This is a genomic window from Paenibacillus sp. JT31N11, assembly GCF_056269285.1.
The window spans coordinates 173,932-193,114 of record NZ_JBWDNQ010000003.1 but is presented as its reverse complement, the minus strand read 5'-3'; the positions used below and the strand labels follow the sequence as shown (position 1 = coordinate 193,114).

Annotated in this window: 20 protein-coding genes; 9 read left to right on the top strand and 11 right to left on the bottom strand. The window is 52.0% G+C overall.

Going from position 1 to position 19,183, the window contains the following annotated elements:
* Nucleotides 1-51 precede the first annotated feature (51 nt).
* The 3 genes from AC0YNV_RS13420 to kapB form a co-directional block, all read right to left on the bottom strand.
* Nucleotides 52-639 (bottom strand): TetR/AcrR family transcriptional regulator, encoded by a 588-nt coding sequence (locus AC0YNV_RS13420; protein WP_210038242.1) that lies wholly within the window; start codon nucleotides 637-639, stop codon nucleotides 52-54.
* Between the two features lie 169 nt (nucleotides 640-808).
* On the bottom strand, nucleotides 809-1,342 hold the full coding sequence (pyrE, locus tag AC0YNV_RS13415; protein WP_475768551.1) for an orotate phosphoribosyltransferase: 534 nt from the start codon (nucleotides 1,340-1,342) through the stop codon (nucleotides 809-811).
* 15 nt (nucleotides 1,343-1,357) lie between these two features.
* The gene (kapB, locus tag AC0YNV_RS13410; protein ID WP_475768550.1) at nucleotides 1,358-1,756 is read right to left on the bottom strand and encodes a kinase-associated lipoprotein KapB; all 399 of its coding nucleotides are present in this window, start codon (nucleotides 1,754-1,756) and stop codon (nucleotides 1,358-1,360) included.
* 347 nt (nucleotides 1,757-2,103) lie between these two features.
* Between kapB and AC0YNV_RS13405 the strand changes: the two genes are divergently transcribed.
* Together AC0YNV_RS13405 and AC0YNV_RS13400 are read left to right on the top strand one after the other, a co-directional pair.
* Nucleotides 2,104-3,219 carry an MGDG synthase family glycosyltransferase gene (locus AC0YNV_RS13405; protein WP_210038239.1) on the top strand — a complete coding sequence of 372 codons (1,116 nt, stop codon included), beginning with the start codon at nucleotides 2,104-2,106 and terminating at the stop codon, nucleotides 3,217-3,219.
* Nucleotides 3,220-3,373: 154 nt separating this feature from the next.
* Nucleotides 3,374-4,789: an NAD-dependent malic enzyme gene (locus tag AC0YNV_RS13400; RefSeq protein WP_379113930.1), complete on the top strand. Its 1,416-nt coding sequence runs from the start codon at nucleotides 3,374-3,376 to the stop codon at nucleotides 4,787-4,789.
* A 30-nt stretch (nucleotides 4,790-4,819) separates the two neighbouring features.
* On the opposite strand, the gene AC0YNV_RS13395 is transcribed toward AC0YNV_RS13400, so the two are convergent.
* Together AC0YNV_RS13395 and AC0YNV_RS13390 are read right to left on the bottom strand one after the other, a co-directional pair.
* Nucleotides 4,820-5,458: a hypothetical protein gene (locus AC0YNV_RS13395; protein ID WP_475768549.1), complete on the bottom strand. Its 639-nt coding sequence runs from the start codon at nucleotides 5,456-5,458 to the stop codon at nucleotides 4,820-4,822.
* A 119-nt stretch (nucleotides 5,459-5,577) separates the two neighbouring features.
* Complete coding sequence (locus AC0YNV_RS13390; protein ID WP_475768548.1) at nucleotides 5,578-6,867, bottom strand: glycosyltransferase family 39 protein; 1,290 nt, start codon at nucleotides 6,865-6,867, stop codon at nucleotides 5,578-5,580.
* Between the two features lie 114 nt (nucleotides 6,868-6,981).
* On the opposite strand from AC0YNV_RS13390, the gene AC0YNV_RS13385 reads away from it, so the two are divergent.
* The 3 genes from AC0YNV_RS13385 (at nucleotide 6,982) to AC0YNV_RS13375 (ending at nucleotide 8,497) form a co-directional block, all read left to right on the top strand.
* Complete coding sequence (locus AC0YNV_RS13385; protein ID WP_475768547.1) at nucleotides 6,982-7,686, top strand: glycosyltransferase family 2 protein; 705 nt, start codon at nucleotides 6,982-6,984, stop codon at nucleotides 7,684-7,686.
* An 80-nt stretch (nucleotides 7,687-7,766) separates the two neighbouring features.
* Nucleotides 7,767-8,129, top strand: a complete 363-nt coding sequence (locus tag AC0YNV_RS13380; protein WP_475768546.1) for a DUF2304 domain-containing protein — start codon at nucleotides 7,767-7,769, stop codon at nucleotides 8,127-8,129.
* A complete protein-coding gene (locus tag AC0YNV_RS13375) occupies nucleotides 8,126-8,497 on the top strand; it encodes an EamA family transporter (protein ID WP_210038233.1) in 372 nt (123 codons plus the stop codon). Before AC0YNV_RS13380 ends, AC0YNV_RS13375 begins: the two co-directional genes overlap by 4 nt.
* 60 nt (nucleotides 8,498-8,557) lie before the next feature.
* Here the strand turns inward: AC0YNV_RS13375 and mgrA are convergent, their stop codons facing one another.
* The 4 genes from mgrA to AC0YNV_RS13355 form a co-directional block, all read right to left on the bottom strand.
* Entirely contained in the window at nucleotides 8,558-9,547 is a 990-nt protein-coding gene (mgrA, locus tag AC0YNV_RS13370; protein WP_210038232.1) for an L-glyceraldehyde 3-phosphate reductase, read from the bottom strand.
* Between the two features lie 270 nt (nucleotides 9,548-9,817).
* Nucleotides 9,818-11,644, bottom strand: coding sequence for a B12-binding domain-containing radical SAM protein (locus tag AC0YNV_RS13365; RefSeq protein WP_475768545.1), 1,827 nt, complete (start codon nucleotides 11,642-11,644; stop codon nucleotides 9,818-9,820).
* 147 nt (nucleotides 11,645-11,791) lie between these two features.
* Nucleotides 11,792-13,354: a stalk domain-containing protein gene (locus AC0YNV_RS13360; protein WP_475768544.1), complete on the bottom strand. Its 1,563-nt coding sequence runs from the start codon at nucleotides 13,352-13,354 to the stop codon at nucleotides 11,792-11,794.
* Nucleotides 13,355-13,473: 119 nt separating this feature from the next.
* The gene (locus AC0YNV_RS13355; protein WP_475768543.1) at nucleotides 13,474-14,355 is read right to left on the bottom strand and encodes a helix-turn-helix transcriptional regulator; all 882 of its coding nucleotides are present in this window, start codon (nucleotides 14,353-14,355) and stop codon (nucleotides 13,474-13,476) included.
* A gap of 150 nt (nucleotides 14,356-14,505) precedes the next feature.
* On the opposite strand from AC0YNV_RS13355, the gene AC0YNV_RS13350 reads away from it, so the two are divergent.
* The gene (locus AC0YNV_RS13350; protein WP_210038228.1) at nucleotides 14,506-15,318 is read left to right on the top strand and encodes a phytanoyl-CoA dioxygenase family protein; all 813 of its coding nucleotides are present in this window, start codon (nucleotides 14,506-14,508) and stop codon (nucleotides 15,316-15,318) included.
* 108 nt (nucleotides 15,319-15,426) lie between these two features.
* Here AC0YNV_RS13350 and AC0YNV_RS13345 read toward each other — a convergent pair whose 3' ends face one another.
* Nucleotides 15,427-16,140 (bottom strand): SDR family oxidoreductase, encoded by a 714-nt coding sequence (locus tag AC0YNV_RS13345; protein ID WP_475768542.1) that lies wholly within the window; start codon nucleotides 16,138-16,140, stop codon nucleotides 15,427-15,429.
* Between the two features lie 118 nt (nucleotides 16,141-16,258).
* Here AC0YNV_RS13345 and AC0YNV_RS13340 point away from each other — a divergent pair, with 118 nt between their 5' ends.
* A complete protein-coding gene (locus tag AC0YNV_RS13340; RefSeq protein WP_475768541.1) occupies nucleotides 16,259-16,699 on the top strand; it encodes a MarR family winged helix-turn-helix transcriptional regulator in 441 nt (146 codons plus the stop codon).
* Nucleotides 16,700-16,786: 87 nt separating this feature from the next.
* Here AC0YNV_RS13340 and AC0YNV_RS13335 read toward each other — a convergent pair whose 3' ends face one another.
* Nucleotides 16,787-17,611 (bottom strand): squalene/phytoene synthase family protein, encoded by an 825-nt coding sequence (locus tag AC0YNV_RS13335; RefSeq protein ID WP_475768921.1) that lies wholly within the window; start codon nucleotides 17,609-17,611, stop codon nucleotides 16,787-16,789.
* A 195-nt stretch (nucleotides 17,612-17,806) separates the two neighbouring features.
* Here AC0YNV_RS13335 and AC0YNV_RS13330 point away from each other — a divergent pair, with 195 nt between their 5' ends.
* Together AC0YNV_RS13330 and AC0YNV_RS13325 are read left to right on the top strand one after the other, a co-directional pair.
* On the top strand, nucleotides 17,807-18,358 hold the full coding sequence (locus AC0YNV_RS13330) for a sigma-70 family RNA polymerase sigma factor (protein ID WP_475768540.1): 552 nt from the start codon (nucleotides 17,807-17,809) through the stop codon (nucleotides 18,356-18,358).
* Nucleotides 18,355-19,182: a DUF4367 domain-containing protein gene (locus tag AC0YNV_RS13325; protein WP_475768539.1), complete on the top strand. Its 828-nt coding sequence runs from the start codon at nucleotides 18,355-18,357 to the stop codon at nucleotides 19,180-19,182. Before AC0YNV_RS13330 ends, AC0YNV_RS13325 begins: the two co-directional genes overlap by 4 nt.
* Nucleotide 19,183: the final 1 nt, after the last annotated feature.

The window sequence follows — 19,183 nt, the reverse complement described above, 5'->3', positions numbered from 1 at the left end:
TGTGCCGCTTCTCAAACCGTCAACAACAGCTTCGTTATATTAGTGCAGCCTTCAAGCCCCCACTCCGCTTTTGAGCAAGGAAGCAAAATACCCGGCGATTTCCTCGCGCGCAAGGGGTTCATGCTCTTTGCTCCAGTCTACGGCAAGCGATATGTACAGTCTGAGCATGATGAAAGCCGTCAGCTCCGGATCGACGCTGCGCACCTCGCCTTTCTCGACTGCCAGTGCAACTTCATTTTGTATACATGTGACGATAGCCCGCTCCAGCTTGGCAATCCCCTCCTTGGCCATGGGAGTGCCCAAATCGCGGACTTCCTGGGACAGCTTGACGATCAGCTCATGCTTCTCGCGAAAGCGGAGCAGTTCATACAACACAATCGTCAGATTTTCGAAGAAGGGCGTTTCGCGATTAATCGTGCGATCGGCAAGCGAGCGCAGCTCGCCGGTCAGCTGTCCGATTATTTCATCGAACAATTCTTCCTTGGTGGCGAAGAAGGTGTAGATGGTGCCCTTGCCGACTGCTGCGATTTTGGCCACAAGCTCCATTGTCGTTGCTTTATAGCCGAACATGGCGAACGATTGGGCAGCCGCTTCGACAACCTGCAGCCGGCGGTCAACCGGAAGCTTTCTGATATCCATTTGCCGAAGCCTCCTTCTCGCGGATTTGCCATTTAAAATCTGTTATTGACCAAAATCCCAAATCGGTCATCTGGTCGATAAGCAAATAATACCACCTTTTGCCGCACCAGGCAACCCTTATTGTTCAAATCCCTTTAACCCATTCGTTGCACGGCCTCCGCCCTCCGGACTACTGCCGCTGTCCCAGCTCATTCAGTTCTTCCATTGTAAAAAGCGCATGCAGCCGCAGGTTTATTTCCTCCAGCCTTTTGCGTCCTTGCGGACTCCTCAGGATGACGCAGATGACGTTATCCACGATAGCTCCCGCTTCACGCAGCGCATTGACACTCATGACAACCTGCCCTCCCGAGGTTATAACATCCTCGACGACACATACCTTTTTGCCCGCCACATCGATTCCTTCGGCAATTTTGCAGGTTCCATGATCCTTCGCTTTCTTCCTGACAAATGCGGAAGGGATGCCCGTCTCCAGCGAAAGTGCCGTTGTCAGCGGAATCGCTCCCATCTCGATGCCAGCCAGAACCTGGGTTCCAATCGGAATATAGACTGACATTTCCGAGGCGATGACCCCCAGCAGTCTGGGGTCGGATTCGAACAAGTATTTATCAAAATATTCATTGGAAATTTGACCTGAACGCAGTACAAATTCTCCGGTTAAATGGGATACCGCATAAATCTCCTTGGCCAGCCATTCCTTCCCCATCTTGAGCGCGCCTCCTTAAATTTTATATTCCCGCTGCAGCTGCGCAAGCTGCTCCAGGCCGCGCTCAGCCCACCGCTTCAACCGGTCGAGCGCTGCCAGCTCATTCTCCAGGGCTTCTTTAAGCGAATCCGGATAAGACGGGACCTCACCATTGTAGGGCACGAGATCGCCATAGGGAATATTGGCCTTCTCCGTATAGCTGAGCGCTCTGCGCTCATGAAACATCGGCACGTCCGGATTTTGCGGATTATGGAGATCGCCCTGCTCCGGATGCTTGAGTACAGCCAGTACTTTTACCAGTGCGCGCGGACTGCCGCCCGCAGCTTCCATCACTTCACCAATGTACTCTCCTGTCTTGTAGCGGACCGCTACCAAAGAACCGATTTCCGGAATAAATTTATGTTGCTGCTGCATCTTTTTTATCCTCCTGCTCGTCTATAAATTCAAGCTGATTATTTAAGAATAAGGCGCCTGTCCTTCGTTTACCTAATTTTTAGAATAAATTACTGAGGATTCCTCCGCAAGTCTCAATTCCTAACTTGTTTTGAACGGACTTGCAAAGTAATATAGGGTAGAGGGGATTTTTTGAAATATAAGAAAGTATTAATCTTCATCATACTTTGCTTATATTTCTCCGGAATGAAACGCACCCCGCCTCCAAAGGACGGCGACAGCCGTTTCACCTGGCGTGTTGTTATCGCCGATAGGAAAGACATCCTGGGGACATTTTTTCCTATGTGGTCAGAAAAGTAGGTGAGAAGTTGCGTAAAAAAAGAGTGCTGCTGCTCTCTGAAGGATTCGGTTCAGGTCATACTCAAGCCGCCTATGCGCTGGCTGTCGGACTGCGTGCGCTCAATCCGGGTATTTCCACCCGCGTCATTGAGCTTGGCAAATTTTTAAATCCCGTGCTTGGTCCGTTAATTGTTTCCGCCTATCGCAAAACAGTCAGCAAACAGCCGAAGCTAGTCGGCATCGTATATCGTAGACAATACAAGAAATCTTTAAACAGGTTCACCCAGCTTGCGCTTCACCGGATATTTTATACTCATACCTCTCAAGTTATTTCCCAACTGAAGCCGGATTTGATCGTATGCACCCACCCTGTTCCCAACGCGGTGGTCTCCCGCTTGAAGCGTCTTGGTCTCAATGTTCCATTATACACGCTTATTACGGATTATGACGCTCATGGCACGTGGACCAGCTCCGAGGTCAACAAGTATCTGGTCTCCACCGAGCTTGTGAAGAAGAAGCTTACCGACCGGGGCATCCCTGCAAGCAGAATTGAAGTGACGGGCATTCCGGTTCATCCGAACTTCTGGGAAACGCATGATAAAGCGGAGCTCCAGGCTCAATTCGATTTGAAGCCCATGCCCACTGTCCTTATTATGGGAGGCGGCTGGGGGATTATGTATAGCGACAATCTTCTGGAGTATATGACACGCTGGCGGGACCGCATACAGATTATCTACTGTGTGGGGAATAACGACAAGGCCAGAGAAAAAATGCTGGCCGATCCGCATTTCCAGCATCCCAACATCAAGGTGCTGGGCTTTACCAAGGAGATCAGCAAGCTGATGGACGTATCCGATCTGCTGATTACCAAACCCGGCGGCATGACCTGTACCGAGGGTCTCAGCAAGAGCATTCCGATGTTGTTCTATGAGCCGATTCCCGGACAAGAAGAGGTCAACTGCGAATATTTTGTTGAGAGCGGCTTCGGCGAAATGCTTATAGACACAGAGACGATAGATAAATGGTTTGAAATGATTCAGGAGCCTTACAGCGCTGTCCAGCATCGGCGTGATCTGATGACCAAACGCAATCAGCATTATAACCCGATGCAATGCTCCCGTGCCGTCCTGCAGCTGATGCAGTGACGGCTTCTTTTTTCAGAGCGCTTGAAGCTTTGAGCTTGAGTCCCGTCCTGATGGATTAGTGTAGAGTTTGCGCCGCTTTTGCATATCCTGCCTCTTTTGAGGGTAAATAAACGAAAGTACATGTGTTCATTCACAATCAGGGAGGCTATTAAGAATGAGGAATGTGCCGCTGGATGGGAAAACCGTTATTTTACGGATTGAGCTGGATACGCAAAAGGTCTTTTTTGGCGCCGCTGCCACGGCGATTGAGCGGGCAGGCGGCGATATTATCGCCATTGACGTCATACAGACCGGACGCGACCGCACGGTGCGCGATCTGACCGTCAAGGTGAGTGAAGCGGCGACCAATGAACGAATTGCCAAGGCGCTCGAAGAGCTGCCCGGCATCCGCCTGATCAATATTTCGGACCGGACCTTCCTGCTGCATCTTGGCGGCAAAATCTCCGTTCAGCCAAAAACGCCGATTCAAAACCGCGATGATCTGTCGCGCGTCTACACGCCCGAGGTTGCCCGCGTCTGCAATGCGATCTTCGAGGATCCCTCCAAAGCCTATACCCTGACGATCAAACGGAATACAGTCGCAGTTGTTTCCGATGGAACGGCCGTGCTTGGTCTTGGGGATATCGGTCCCTACGCGGCTATGCCTGTAATGGAAGGAAAAGCGATGCTGTTCAAGCAGTTCGCCGATGTGGACGCTTTTCCCATCTGCCTGGATACCCATGATACCGAAGGCATCATTGCCGCGGTCAAGGCCATTGCTCCCGGCTTCGGAGGTATCAATCTGGAGGATATTTCCTCGCCGCGCTGCTTTGAAATTGAACAGCGGCTGCGGGATGAGCTTGATATTCCCGTCTTTCATGATGACCAGCACGGGACTGCCGTCGTATTGTATGCTGGACTGCTGAATGCCCTGAAGCTGACCGGAAGGAATATTGCCGATGCGCGTATTGTCGTTTGCGGCATTGGCGCGGCAGGAACGGCATGCACGAAAATGCTGCTTGCCGGCGGAGCGCAGCATGTTGTCGGCGTCGACCGCGAAGGCATCATATGCCGCGACCATCATTATCCGAACGGCATGTGGCAGTGGTATGCCGAGCACACCAATGATGAGCGGATGAACGGCGGCCTGGCTGAAGCGCTCAAGGACGCCGATGTGTTCATCGGCTTATCTGCCGGAGGCATTCTGAAGCGGGAGCTGGTCATGAGCATGGCCCCGGATCCGATCGTATTCGCGATGGCCAACCCCGAGCCGGAAATCCGCCCGGAAACGGCAGAGGATATCGTCGCTGTCATCGCAACGGGACGATCCGATTATCCGAACCAGATCAATAATGTACTGTGCTTCCCCGGCATTTTCCGCGGCGCCCTGGACTGCCGTGCGAGCTGCATCAACGAGCCGATGAAGCTGGCTGCCGCCGAGGCGATCGCCTCGGTCATCAGTCCTGACGAGCTGAGTCCACTGTATATCATACCAAGCGTATTCAACCAGCGCGTGGTCGAAGAGGTGCGAAGACGGGTCGTGCAGGCCGCCATCGACAGCGGTGTCGCCAGACGCACGCCGCGGGAGTAAATGACGTTTTATGCGTTTTATGCAGGCTGCTTATTCATACAGCAGCCTGCGCTGCCCGGTGATGGTCTCCTTCAGCCTTTCTGTTGCATAGGCTCCGGGCGAGATCACAGCCGGTTTGATATAATAAGCCACCCGGAATGAGGAGCCGTCCTTAAGCAGTACGCGCAGATGATAGCTTCCTCCGCTTAAGCTTTTGGTTTCTTTATTCAGTTTCGTCCGGTCAACCAGTTCGAGCTTGATGTACTCCTCCTTGAACACCTTTGCCGCCTCCGCTGTAAAGGCCTTCATCGGGGAGCCGTCAATGCCGCTTTCGAAACGGACTCCCGCTATTTCCCCCTCGATATCATAAAGCTCGCCAACGGTCCTGGCAGAAGGATTCTCCGCGACTTCATACGACTGGTCTCCGGCAAGAAGACGATAGCCTGTCTTATAACCCTTCACCGCATACAGCGGAGTCCCTGCCTGCAGCAGGGTGGCATCGCCGTCCTTCATCTGATAGCCCAGACAGGCGTCGTCAGCCATCCTGTAGCCGATCTCTCCGACCTTCTTCCCGGGCTTCAGTCCGGAAGAGTCGCTATCCCGGTTCTCGATATACATACGGCCGTAGAATTTGATTGCCGCAAAATAATCTATGGTGGCATTTCCGCAATTTTTCGGAGCTTCCTTCATGTTTTGAGCCTTCGTATTTTTAACAGTCTCCGCTTGCACGGCTGCTGGCCTGGATAATGAAACAGTTGAACAGCCTGCCAGCGTAGTTGCTGCTGCTATCATACGGATTTCGCTGATGATTATGGCTGATCTAATGCACCTGGTAACCTGCTGCCGTTGCTCATTCTTTTGCGCCGCTCCGCTATTAACACAATTCCCGCAGCGGCGAAAATAATCAGCAGGCTCACAAGAGGATAACCGTAGCGTCCAAAGGTTATAAAAGGCAGATGGATAAACCAATAATAAAGGAAGGGAAGCAGAACCGGGAGCATCTGCTTCATTCTCTTGAGGGCCAAAAGCAGTACAAGGCCGACGAAGCCCGTTAATACATAGAGCCAATGAAGCACATTAATCGCAGGTCTTGGAAGACCCGGCACCGGCCTTGAATAGAAAGGAGCCGAGAACAAATAATAGGTTTTGCCCGCCGTAAACCAGTAGGTATAAGCAATCGGCGTATGCTTGAAGCTATACGCGATGAGACGCTGTGCCGCGATCTTCTGCGCCGTATCGTTGGGCCCAAACAGCTTATTGTCCTTGTATTCGGGATACTGCTCGAAGAAGCCCTTGGGAGGCATGCCCCGTTTGACCAGTGCACCGAGCAGCATGGGGTTTCCGGTTGATTTGGTGAATGGGATAAATTCATGAAACTGCACATAGTTGCGGATCCACCAGGGCGAGAGCAGCGCCATGCTGCAAACGCCGACGATAGCCGTATATTTGACAATATCCTTCCAGCTGTAACGGTGGACGAGCCAAAGTATAAGCAGGCATATGGGAAACAAGGCACTTTGCGGCTTTACATAACAGGCTAAACCCAGCATGATGCCAACCCATACATAAGCGGCGGCCGTTTTTTTGCGAATGGCAAATATTGTGCTGCAAAGCAGCAACAAAAGCAGCACTTTATACGTCGATTCAGTTAGAATCGCTCCCGAAGCGAACAGATCCGGAATATAGCAGGCAGCCAATATAATAGCCGCAAGGCCGACACGGCTGTTGAACACCGATCTGGCCAGAATGAAAAGCAGATAAATAGAGAACGATTGCATCAGACATTGCAGCAGCCGAAAAGCCATAACTCCAGCATCCCGGTCCAATATGGCGATAAACCCGCTTAGCATGACCGGTATGGTGGGCATAATGAAATTAGTAGGCAGGTCGCCGCTGTTATAGACAAGCGTATGGTCCTGCAGCAGAACCTGTGCGGCATAAACATATTTGACATCGTCATTATCGCGCTTCTCATAAGATCCCAGGAGGAAATGATCGCCAAGGACAAGCACGGACGTCGCATGCACAAGCAGGACAAGCGCCATCACGGTATAAACCCATCTTCTTATCACAGGCGTCTCAGATTTCAAAGAAAACAATCCTACATCTCCTTCTTTTACAAATATTTGGTATCGCTTATCCAACGTTTTCCATTATACTATACAGGCCCTGTATAAAAGCAAATGATTTGAAATGAGAAGGATGGATCGGAAATGGAGCACAAACGAGCCAGTGATATACTAGTGATCATTCCCGCCTATAATGAGGAAGCGACGCTCGCACGGACCGTGCATGAGCTCAAACGCCATACCATTTATGATTTTGTCGTCATTGACGACGGCTCCAGGGACCGAACGGCGGAAATCATCCGCAAAGAGGGATTCCCCTCCTTGCGCCATGCGGTTAATCTCGGAATTGGCGGCTCCATGCAGAGCGGTTACCGGTACGCCGACAGCAATGGCTATCTCTACGCCATTCAGCTGGATGCGGACGGACAGCACCGCCCCGAAGATATCGCCAAGCTCGTGGAGCATATTCAGTCCAGCTGCTGCGATATGGTCATCGGTTCCCGTTTTGTCCGTCACAGCGGCTACAAAGGCAGTCTTCTGCGGCGATTCGGGATCTTCTATTTTCACTTTCTGGTGAGAGTGCTCACCGGCGTTTCCATCTATGACCCTACTTCCGGCTTCCGCATTGTGAACCGCTCGACCATCGAGCAGTTTTCACGAGCCTATCCAACGGATTATCCGGAGGTCGAGGTGCTTGTCAGTCTGTGCAAGCAGGGCCGTAAAATAACAGAAATCAGCGTCGAGATGAGAAACCGCCAAGGCGGGGTCTCTTCGATCAACCTGTCCAAATCGGTTTACTATATGATGAAGGTCACCATGATCTCACTCATCCGCAAAAGCTTCTCCTAGAAGCCTTTTAAAGCCTGTGCTTCTTAGTAAAGCCTGCAGCGATTCCTGAAAAGCATGCGCCCTGGAAAGGATCATTTATCATGAATCAAATCGTTTCTCTCATTATTACGCTGCTGTTTCTTGTTATCATTGTTTGTCTGACGGTGTCGCACCGGCTGAGGGACCGCTATGCGTTTCTGTGGCTTATAACAGCCATCGCCGGCGTCGTCGCGGCGCTGTGCATCCCGCTGCTCAACCGGTTCGCCTTGTGGATCGGCATCTATTACATGCCGACTTTTGTCTTTATGATGACGATCCTGTTCATCCTCGGACTGCTGGTTAGACAGACAATGAGCTTGTCCAATCAGTCGGACCGCATGAAGACCTTGACGCAGGAGCTTGCCGTGATGGAGAAGAAAATGCTGGAGCTGCAGCAGGCAGTCGAAGGACGTGAAAAGCATTGAATCTGGTTCAATTTGTACTCATTCTGGTCAACACGCTCATGCTCGTAACCGGTCAATTTATATGGAAGTATGGCCTCATGCAGAAATCCAGGCCGTTCGAAAGCTTCCGCACCATTCTGGAATTAGTGTTCTCCCCTTATATTCTGGGCGGATTGTTCATCTACGGCTGCGCTACGATACTTTGGCTGTATATCGTCTCCAAGGTGGATCTGAGTCTTGCGTACCCTATCCAAAGCCTGGCCTATGTCATATCGATCATCGGCGCCTACTACATATTTGACGAATCGCTCTCCGCTTTGAAAATCGCCGGCTGCCTGCTCATTCTCGCCGGTGTCGCCTGCATCGGACTCTCTGCCAAATATGCATAGACGGATACAAAAAAAGCCTTCCGCATGAGGATCACTCCTCAGTGGAAGGCTTGGCTTGTTCTAGCGCAGAATATCCTCAATCTGTGAAAGCTCTTCTTTGGAGAAGTCCAGATTGCTGAGCGCGGCTACATTATCCTCGATCTGGCTGACCCTGCTTGCCCCGATCAGCGCCGATGTTACGCGTCCGCCGCGCAGCACCCAGGCCAGCGCAAGCTGTGCCAGAGACTGGCCGCGTTCGGCTGCAATTGCATTAAGCTTCTGCAGTCTGGCCACACGCTCAGGCGTTACCGCGCTTTCCTGCAGAGCGCCGGTCCGGCTGGCAGCACGCGAATCTTCAGGAATACCGCCGAGATATTTGTTCGTGAGCAGCCCCTGGGCGAGCGGGCAGAAGGCGATGCTGCCTACGCCGTTTTCCTCCAGCACATCCTGCAGGCCATTCTCGATCCAGCGGTCAAACATATTGTAGCTGGGCTGATGAATAACAAGCGGTGTGCCAAGACGTTTCATGATGGCAATCGCCTCTGCGGATTGTTCCGCACTATAACTGCTGATACCGACATACAACGCTTTGCCCGAGCGGACGATATGGTCAAGCGCACCCATCGTTTCTTCAAGCGGCGTTTCCGGATCCGGACGGTGGGAGTAGAAAATATCGACGTAATCGACGCCCATCCGCTTCAGGCTTTGATCAAGGGAAGCGATTAAATATTTGCGTGAGCCCCACTCCCCGTAAGGGCCTGGCCACATATAATATCCTGCTTTGGAGGAAATAATCAGTTCGTCCCGGTACGGCTTGAAATCGTTCGCCATAATACGCCCGAACATTTCTTCTGCCGAGCCCGCCGGAGGGCCGTAGTTATTGGCCAGGTCAAAATGCGTAATTCCCAGGTCAAATGCCCGGTGAAGCATGGCGCGGCCATTCTCAAATGTATCAACGCCGCCAAAATTATGCCAAAGACCAAGTGAAATGGCTGGAAGCTTAAGGCCTGTCCGTCCAACACGGTTATACGTCATGGACGAATACCGCTCTTTATTTGCCGAATATACCACGTTATCGCTCCTTCTTCATTCGATTCAATCGAAAGAATAACTTGCCTCCCCTATCTTACACTACTGCACTACCGTACTCAAGTCTCTTAAACAGCCTGAGCCATGATAGATTACACATTTGATATAAATGCAAGAACAAACAGCAGTCACCGTACTTTGGCGGCACAGGAAGCTTCTTCCCTAAAAAAAGACTATCCCACGCTCACGCTGTGGAATAGTCCAAGCTTGCTGTATGCCGGAGTGAGGATGGCATTCTCCCCACAGTCCGTTCTACATCGTTCCCGTACGCTGCTTGGCGTGAACCAGCCTTTGGATGAATGGCTTCGCCGCTGCACCATCCTCCTTGCCGCCGCCGCTGTAAATCACAATAAGCAGCGATTGTGCTTCCAGGGACAATATGCCTTCTGACAGATAGAGCTCCAGATCGAACGGCAGCAGTTCGATAACAGCGTGCTTATGCAGCTCCTTCTCGCCGAGGCCCAGCGTAGCGAATGCCTCCGAGACATCCTGCGGTTCTTTCGCCAGCTGCTGCATCCAGCCGTTCCACGCGGATTTGTCCATCGTAAAGTCCCACCACACCTTGCGCGGCTTATACTTGTGATTCAGATAATAATCCAGCTTCATGAGCCCAAGCGCAACCTCGGGCTGCCAGTGCTTGCCCGCTTCTGCCGTGCGGAGAATATGCACCTCGGACAGGAACGTCCACAACCGGGAGAAAAGGTCCTCCAGCTGATGGCCGATTTTCTGCCAGCCGCGTCCTTCCCAATAATCGCCGAACTGCTGGAAGAAGTCGAAGGCCGAATCAAATGCCTGCCCGATTAGATAGTACAGCGCATGGTCCATCCGGTGCGCATTCCAATATTTCTCCAGCACGTCCTCCACCCGCTTGATCCGCACGATATCCGAGAACGGCATAATATCGTTGCCAAGAATCTCGTAAGGCGCCCGGTCCATATAGATGTATCCGTGCTTATCCGCATCGCGGCGCATGCCGGTGCCCCGCAGCATCTTGAGGAAGCCAAGCTGCAGCTCCTCCGGCCCCAGCGCGAAGACATCGTTGAAGGTTTTGCGGAACGTATCGTAATTCTCCAGCGGCAGACCGGCGATCAAATCAAGATGCTGATCGATCTTGCCGCTCTCCTTCACCTTGGTAACGGTGCGGCTCAGCTTCGCAAAATTCTGCCTGCGCTGCACCTCCGCGTTCGTTGGATCATTGGTTGACTGCACACCGATCTCGAAGCGGAAAATCCCCGGCGGCGCATGCTCGGCCAAATAATCAAGCACCTCGGGACGCATGATATCCGCGGTGATTTCAAACTGGAACACGCAGCCTCCATGATTTTCAATGAGAAAATGAAAAATCTCCAGCGCATAGTCGCGTTTGATATTAAAGGTGCGGTCCACGAACTTGATCAGCTTCGCACCGGACTGGATCAAATAAAGCAGATCCGCTTTGGTCCGTTCCATATCAAAATAGCGGACACCTACCTCAATGCTCGACAAGCAGAACTGGCAGCTGAACGGGCAGCCGCGGCTGGTCTCGAAATAAGTGACACGGCTTTGCAGACCGGCGATATCCTCCGGAAAACGGTACGGTGACGGAAGCTTGGCCAATTCCAGCTTCGGACGCGGCGGATTGACGATGATTTCTATCGTACCGTCCTTGCGCTCTTTGCGGTAAGCGACGCCAAAAACCATATGCAGCTTCTGCGTATCCCGCAGCTCCGTGAGCAGATGATGAAAGGTTTCTTCGCCTTCGCCAACCACAATATAATCGACCTGCGTCAGACGCTCCATCCAGAAGGCCGTGTCATAGCTGACCTCGGGGCCGCCCAGTACTATACGTAGCTCAGGCATGATTTTGCGCAGCATATCGATGACCGTAATCGTCTCTTCGATATTCCAGATATAGCAGGAGAAGCCGATTACACTCGGTTTCTTCGCGTAGATGTCGGCGACAATGTTCATCACCGGATCTTTGATCGTATATTCCGCAATTTCGATGTCGAACTCATGCTCGCTGAAGGCTTTCAGGCAGCGCATCGCGAGTGAGGTATGAATAAATTTGGCATTCAAGGTTGCCAGTACGACTTTCATATTGTTTAATTCCCTCTTTATCGTTATGGCTTACAAGCAACTCTATTGTACCGAATATGGCACAAAAAAAGAAGGGCAGCCCCCGCTCCCGCAGCATAATGCCGCAAGAGAGAAAAACCGCCCCGCTTCTATCATCGTTCAAAGAGGTCAGGTGCGGACCTGAACGATCATCTTCTCTTTGCCTTGCAATTGAACAACGGGATAACGGACAAGCCATTTGCCATCTGCAGCAGCCGTCACCTCTGCCGCGTTCAAATTCCGGGGCTCGAAGCTGAACTCCTGCTCATAATAGACGGCAAGCTGAATGGTGTCGTCCGGCAGCAGCTTATGCAGCTTGGTGCCCGTATCGAGCGCCCAGAAGCGCAGATCATCATTAGCCATATTCCCGTACAGCATATAGAATGCAGGATCAATTACGGCCGAAACAACCAGCCAGCCCTTGTCATCGCGCTTGACCTCAATGCGCTGCAGCTTCGTTCCGCCCTGCGAGGTACTGATTTCCCCGAACTCCTTGTCGACCAGATCGCGGATATCATCGTCAGTTGCACCCACAAGGGTATCCGGCAACGTTGAGGGCAGGAAGTCAATTTTCTCGTTGGCTTTGTTGTCTTCAATATTATAAAGAAGGATGCTGACATTAAGCACGGATACCGCAAAATTCAAATCCGCTTGCGTGGACTCGATTCCCGATGACGTGATCCCTACAAGCTCGCCGTAATCGTCGAACAGCCCGCCGCCCGAGCTGCCGTGATCAATCGGGGCGCTGATCTGATAGGTCTGAACGCCATCCGCCTGCTGCAAATTGCTGACAATGCCATCCGAGACTGTGTTCTGGAGTCCAAGCGGACTGCCTATGGCAATGACATGCGCCCCTTTGCCCACGCCGTATCCGATTGTGGCAGGCTCTACTCCCAGAGGCTTTGTCGTCTGAATGACCGCCAAATCCGATTTCTCATCATAGCCGACAATGCCTTCCACCTCGAAGGTATCGCCGCTGCGCAGCAGAACAGTTGCCTTCCCGGCTTCCTGCATCACATGAAGGTTGGTAACAATCCGGTTCGGTCCAATAATTACCCCGCTGCCCTGCGCCGAATCCGTCGTAATCATGACGACCTTATCGTCGTTCATCTCCACAACTTCTTCGGTCGAAAACGTATCATACTCCCCATAGCCGGAATCAGGATCATCGGCTTCTGTCTCATCCTCATAGGCTTGCGCTTGCAGCGCCTCAAAGGAAGTGATGCGGATCAGGCGGGCGGCGGAATCGAGCTTAACCTCGGCGCCAAGCGCTTCCGCAACAAAACGAAGCGGCACCATTGTCGCTCCTTTAATCATCTGCGGCGGTACTGCCAGGGTCACGTTCTTCCCGTTCTTGACGGCCTTGCTTGACCCAAGCTGCAGCGTAATGGTCGTACGGTCCTTGACAACTATAATCGTCTTGGTCGCAGGCTCCCAGGTTACGCTGGCTTTCAATGCATTGAAAATAGTGCGCATCGGCACGATGGTCGTTCCTTTAATCGTAACGGGCGATGGTGTTAAAGCCAGCTTCGTTCCATCCACAAATACCGGTATAACATCAGCTTGTGCAGCGGTCTTGGAGGCCGCAGCAGCAGCGCTGTAATCCGCCAAACCCGGGAGCGGTACGAATACCAAACCGGCCGCAAGGACAGATAACAATACACTTCGTTTCCAGACAAGCTTCAATTTCACTTTTGAATTTCCTCCAGTTATCTGCCAATTTCCCACGTGGCTATCGTATCACCCCGTCCTCTCTTTTGTCTATGAAATTGAAATGAAAGATTTATAGATTTCAAGCCATTAGCCAGCTATTAAATTTCATGCTCCTGTTGCTTGAATTCCGTTGGGGTCAGCCCTGTTTCATCCTTGAAATTCCGCGAAAAATAATGGATGCTGGCATACCCCAGACGCTCTGCAATCCGCTCCATCTTCTCTCCCTGGAGCAAATGGTATTTGGCCTTGCGGATCCGTTCGGAAATCAGGTACTGCTTGGGCGTCACGCCTGTGCATTTCTTGAACAGCGAAGAGAAATAAATCGCATGATAGCCGCATAAGCCGGCCAGCTCCGTTACGGACCAGTTCGCCTCGGGATGCTGGCCGATCGCGGCAAGCGCCGGTTCGATTTTGATCCGCTCCGCCGATGGAGGCTGCCGGTTCAGCAGATGCCGGACCAAAGCCGTAACCAGCTCTGTCATTAAGGCGCGCAAATAAACCGCATACCCGGGCTGTTCATTGCTGTATTCCTGAACGATGCGCAGCAGGTACGGCTCCAGGGCCGGCATCGTAATGAAGGCTGGCAGGCTGAGTCTGTCATGGCCTGGAACTTCAATCGTAAAGCCGCTGTCTGCAGAATGGAGCATCTCCTCTTCCGAGCAGTTCTGCAGGGCATAAGCCGGGTGGACCGGCTCGGGTGAGGCATGCCGCAAGTGAAAATGGAGGCTAATATATTCAGTCCTGTTCAAGGTCCTCAGCCGGTGAGGATGCAAAGAACCATAGATGACGCAATCTCCGCCTGCAAGCAAATACCGCTGCCCCCCGATCAGGGCCTCCGCTTCTCCGGACAAGATATAGAACAGCTGAAAGTCGGGATTTTTGCGTGGGCCCCAAACCGTATTCGCTTGCGCCTCCGCGCGGGCGGCAAAGTTCACGGTTGGCGCAAGCTCATGAATCGATCCCAGATCAGTTGATTTCAAAAACGCCCCTCCCTCCCCTTCGCGAGCCATTATGATTCGTATTGGAAAAGTGCAAATCCCTCTTCAGTATTTGTAAAGACAGCGCTACCATTCTCCACTATGCTTAGCTTATCAACGAAATACAGCCAACACATCCGGGAGGAATATACTATGTTAAGTCAAGCACAAATTGAGGAATTTGAAAACAACGGTTTTTTGAAAGGCGGCATTGTCTTGAGCGATGCCGAGGTTGAGGCGCTTCGCGATGAGCTGGATCTGGTCATGAACGGGCAATCCGTGAAAAAACCGGTGCTCTCGCACAATATGCTGGCGAAGGGTTATGACGATATGAAAATGACGGTCAGCGAGTCCGTCGTGCAGATCGTCAACATCTGGATGGCCAGCGATGTTTATTTCCAGCATACGGCTAACAAGACGATCTGCGAGGAAATCGCCCAGCTGACGCGGACCGATGAAGTCCGTATCTGGCATGATCAAATTCAATATAAACCTCCTGTTACCGGCGGACCGACCAAATGGCATCAGGATCACCCGCTGTGGCCGATCATTACCCCTTCCGATCTCGTCAGCGCCTGGGTTGCCCTGGATGATGCCACAATCGAGAACGGCTGTATGTGGATGGTGCCGGGCAGCCACAAATGGGGGAATCATCAGCAGTATCTGGAAAGCAATGCGGAATTCAAACCGGTCCACAAGCAGCCTGAGCTGCTTCCGGAGGGAGCGGATACTGCGCCGGTGCCGTTTGAAATTAAAAAGGGCCAGGTCGGCTACCACCACTGCCTGACCTGGCACGGCAGCCCGAACAACCGCTCGCAACACAAGCGCCGCGCAATCGCCGTTCACTATATGCCTGGCCACACACGTTATGCTCCAACGGCCGGGCACCCCATGCTGCCTTTTGTCTCGGTTGAACCGGGCGAGCTGCTGACCGGAGATCATTTCCCTCTCGTCTATCAACGATAAGGGCAGACCAACAGCTCCGGCTGATGTCTTACTAAAAAACCATTCGCAGCGTGCAGCGGATGGTTTTTTTTCAGCACAATCCCAATTCGAAACAACGCTCCGTGAAAACTACCAGGTTATCGCTCCTTTATCGTCAAAAAATCCACCGGTTGGCCCACCCTCGTCAAGGGTTGCCAAATGAATAGCAATAGCCGCTCCCTCTTTCGGAGTGCGGGTTCCGCTGTAACCGTTAAAATCAGTCGCGACATGGCCAGGAGCAGCCGCATTGACCTTGATTGGCGTATCAGCGAGCTCTCTGGCATAATGCACAGTGATCGCGTTAAGAGCCGTTTTGGAGGTGGAATATGAAATAGACGGCTGGCCAACGAAAGCCCCTTCGGATCCCAAAGAACCGCGTAAACTCGATATATTTACGATTCTGGCAGCGGGAGCCTGGTGAAGCAGGGGCAGCATTTCATTAGTTACGGAGACCACTCCGAATACATTTGTCTCATACACTTCACGGAACTCGGCGGCGGAGGCAACTCCAGGCTTGTTCCGCGAAACATTCGTACCCGCATTGTTGACCAAAATATCCAGCCGGCCGAAGCGGTCCTCCATGTATTTCGCCGCCGTCAGGATGGATACCGGATCCGTCACATCAAGCTGCAAGAAATGAACGCTGCCTTCATGGGCCAGTTCAGCCGCGGCCGCTTCTCCGCGCTCCCTGCTGCGGGCGCCCAGCAGAACTGTTTTCCCCTGATTGGCGAGCCCCGCGGCTATCGCTTTTCCAATTCCCTTATTTGCCCCTGTCACAAGGGCTACCTTCTCCGATAGACTCATTGTCATGTCTCCTTATGATCGAGTAAAAACCCGCAGGACAGGCTGACTCTTGGTTGATGTGTCAACTCGGATTATACAAGCTTGTGGTTGATGTGTCAACCATGATAATATTACCTGCATGAGCGATAATTTAAGTCTGGAAGAATTAGATACATGGCATGCCTGGAAATCCATGCATACAAGGACGATGAGCCGAATTGTACAGGAAATATCGGAGAATACCGGGCTTTCGGAGGCTGATTTTGGCGTGCTTTCACGGCTAAGTGAACTTGGCGGCGGTCAGCTTCGACAGCAGGAACTGGCAGATTCCATGAAGTGGTCCAAGAGCCGGTTATCGCATCACTTGACAAGGATGCAGGAGCGGGGATTTATTCGAAGAAAGCAGCTGGAGTCCGAACCGGGCGTTCTTGTTTCGATCACGGCCGCAGGCCAATCAGCTATCGATACTGCGCGGCCTATACATGCGGCAGCCGTACGCCGGCAATTGCTTGACCACTTTACTTCTCAGGATATCCAGGTAATCCGCGCATTAGCGTCCAAGTTGGAGTCCCTCATGTAAGTAACAAAAGCTTGATAATCCTTAAACACGGATAGCCAGGAACTTCCGGAAGGAAGAAGTCCCTGGCTATCGGTGTTTGGAGCTTTATTACCCGTTCAGCCGATTGACAATCTTGAGAACGGCATCTCTTGTTAATTTGCTGCCGCCGGCAGCGAGAATGTTCACCGTAGCCTGAGCGAGCGCAAGCGGAATTTTGCAGAACTTTCGGGCCGGTCCCGGCTTTAATTCGGCAATATACTCATCAGCCAGCTTCAGATTGCGCTGTGTATATATGAGCATTTCCTTGAAGTCCCATCCATTCGGATAAAAGTCCACGCCCCGTTTGAGATCTTCTTTGCGGTTTCGCAGGATATTGACGGCCTGCAGTCCTCTGCCGAAAGCAACAGCCTTCACTCTATCAGATTGGGTATCATCATGCCATAACCACAACTCAGAGAGCATTTCTCCGACCATACCCGCTACGCTGTAGGTGTAGCCGTCCAGATCCTCTTCTGTCTGAATATTCCATTTTGCCTGGGCCCACTCTCCCATTTGCTTGGCCATCTTTGCATTATAGTGAATAACCGTGTCCGCAATGGAAGGTGGACAAAGAAGCATCCAATCGCGCAGTCTCATCGTTACTTCCGGCAGGACGTCGCGATAAGGCATCAGGACTTCATTAGTTGCATGAATGATATCGGAGCTTTGGGATGCTTCATAAACTCCTCGCAGCAGATCAATCTTCAGTTGACCCGGGATCTCCTCATGATCTTCGATTTCATCGATTGCCCGCATACATAAATAGCCAGAGGTTACGGCTTCCTTCAAGCCCATATCCAGGCCGTTGATCGGAATGTAAAAGGTACGGCTCGTCTTCTGAAGCATGATCAAGGCGTCATTCAAAATAGCGTTCGTAATGGGTAGTCCCTCCAAAGTAGCTTTACTAATCGTACTGTGTTCAAACTTATTATACTTTTCTATCATAATACCATACCTCTCCCTTGGAGCACCAATCCACGGACTATTCGTTACCGTCTGACGGCCATTTTCTCAATTTCATTTATTTTCCCCATAAAAAGTGTAGCGAAAAATGTATTGGCGCCGTCTATAGGGTACGGAGGTGGTTACATGCCAAGGCCGGCCGGCCCCAATGACAAATCAAGCTTCCCTGAAAATCCCTCCTCAGCGCTTGAAAGCTTAATGGCGGAATATGGCTCTGCCGTGCTCCGCACTGCTTATTTCTATCTGGCCGACAGACATTTGGCTGAGGACGTCAGTCAGGAAGTGTTTATCCGCGCTTACCGGAACTGGTCCACTTTCCGCGGGGAGAGCAGTGTGAAAACCTGGCTGAGCAGAATAACGATTAATTTGTGCAAAGACCGTTTGGGAAGAAAAGCTGACCAGGAACAGCCGACCGATCCCGTTCTGCTGACCAAAGCGGAACGGTACAGCGCCGAAGAAGAAGCGATGGCCAGATGGAACCGGACAGAAATATTGAGGCATGTTGTCAAGCTGCCCTCCCACTATCATGAGGTGATCTATTTGTTTTATTATCTCGATTTATCTACGCGTGAAATAGCGGAAGCGACCGGTTCCCCCGAAGGTACCGTCCGCGGAAGGCTCCATCGTGCAAGAGAGATGCTCAGCGGCTATCTGGAGAAGGAGGGACTGGCCCGATGAAGACGCCGGATACAGAACTCCGTCAAACATTTAAACAGGAAGCCGATGAGCTGCTATTCGATGAGCTGTATTTCGATAACCGCCTGAAAGAATCTGTACGGCAGCGGCTATTGGAAATCCAGCAGCCCCCTTCTCACAAAAGCCCTCATAAAAGATGGCTGCCGACCAAAGGCTGGATTTGGGGATCGGCAGTTGCAGCCGCCATTATATTGATTTTGCTGGCTGCGGCTCCATTTCTCTTGTCGCCGGCAGCTCCCGGCAGCGTTGCAGGTACTCAAGGAGGCAATAACGGCCAATCGGAGCCGATGGTCGGCGGGCAGCAGCCCGGCGATACGCTGAATACGCCTATGCTTGGGCAGAACAATCCAGGGGATGACATTCCTGCGCCTGCACCGGGCTCCTCCAGTCAGGAAATATGGGTGCTTCCATCCATTAAGGAAGCCAAGGTCTGGTTCGGTGATGCGCTGCTGGTGCCTTCTTACGTGACAGCAGGATTCGCGCTTCGTGAAATTAATGCCAGCGGTCCCCGTGAAGGAGAAGCGGCAGAAATTGTCTTCAGTTACGTTTCTGCCAATCAATCCTTCGGGATATTTCAGCAGAAGCGGGTTAAAACGGGTTTTCCCGCAAATGGCAAAGCCGTCGATATCAATGGGGCTGCCGGCTCCATCACAATAGGCGATCCGGGCGAGGATGCAGGGGATACGGATCGGAACATTCAGCTCCATTGGCAGGCCAACGATATCGACTATATGCTCTCCGGGATTTTACCGGAGGCAGAGGCGCTGCAAATCGCACGTTCCATGAAATCTCTACAGGAGGAATAAA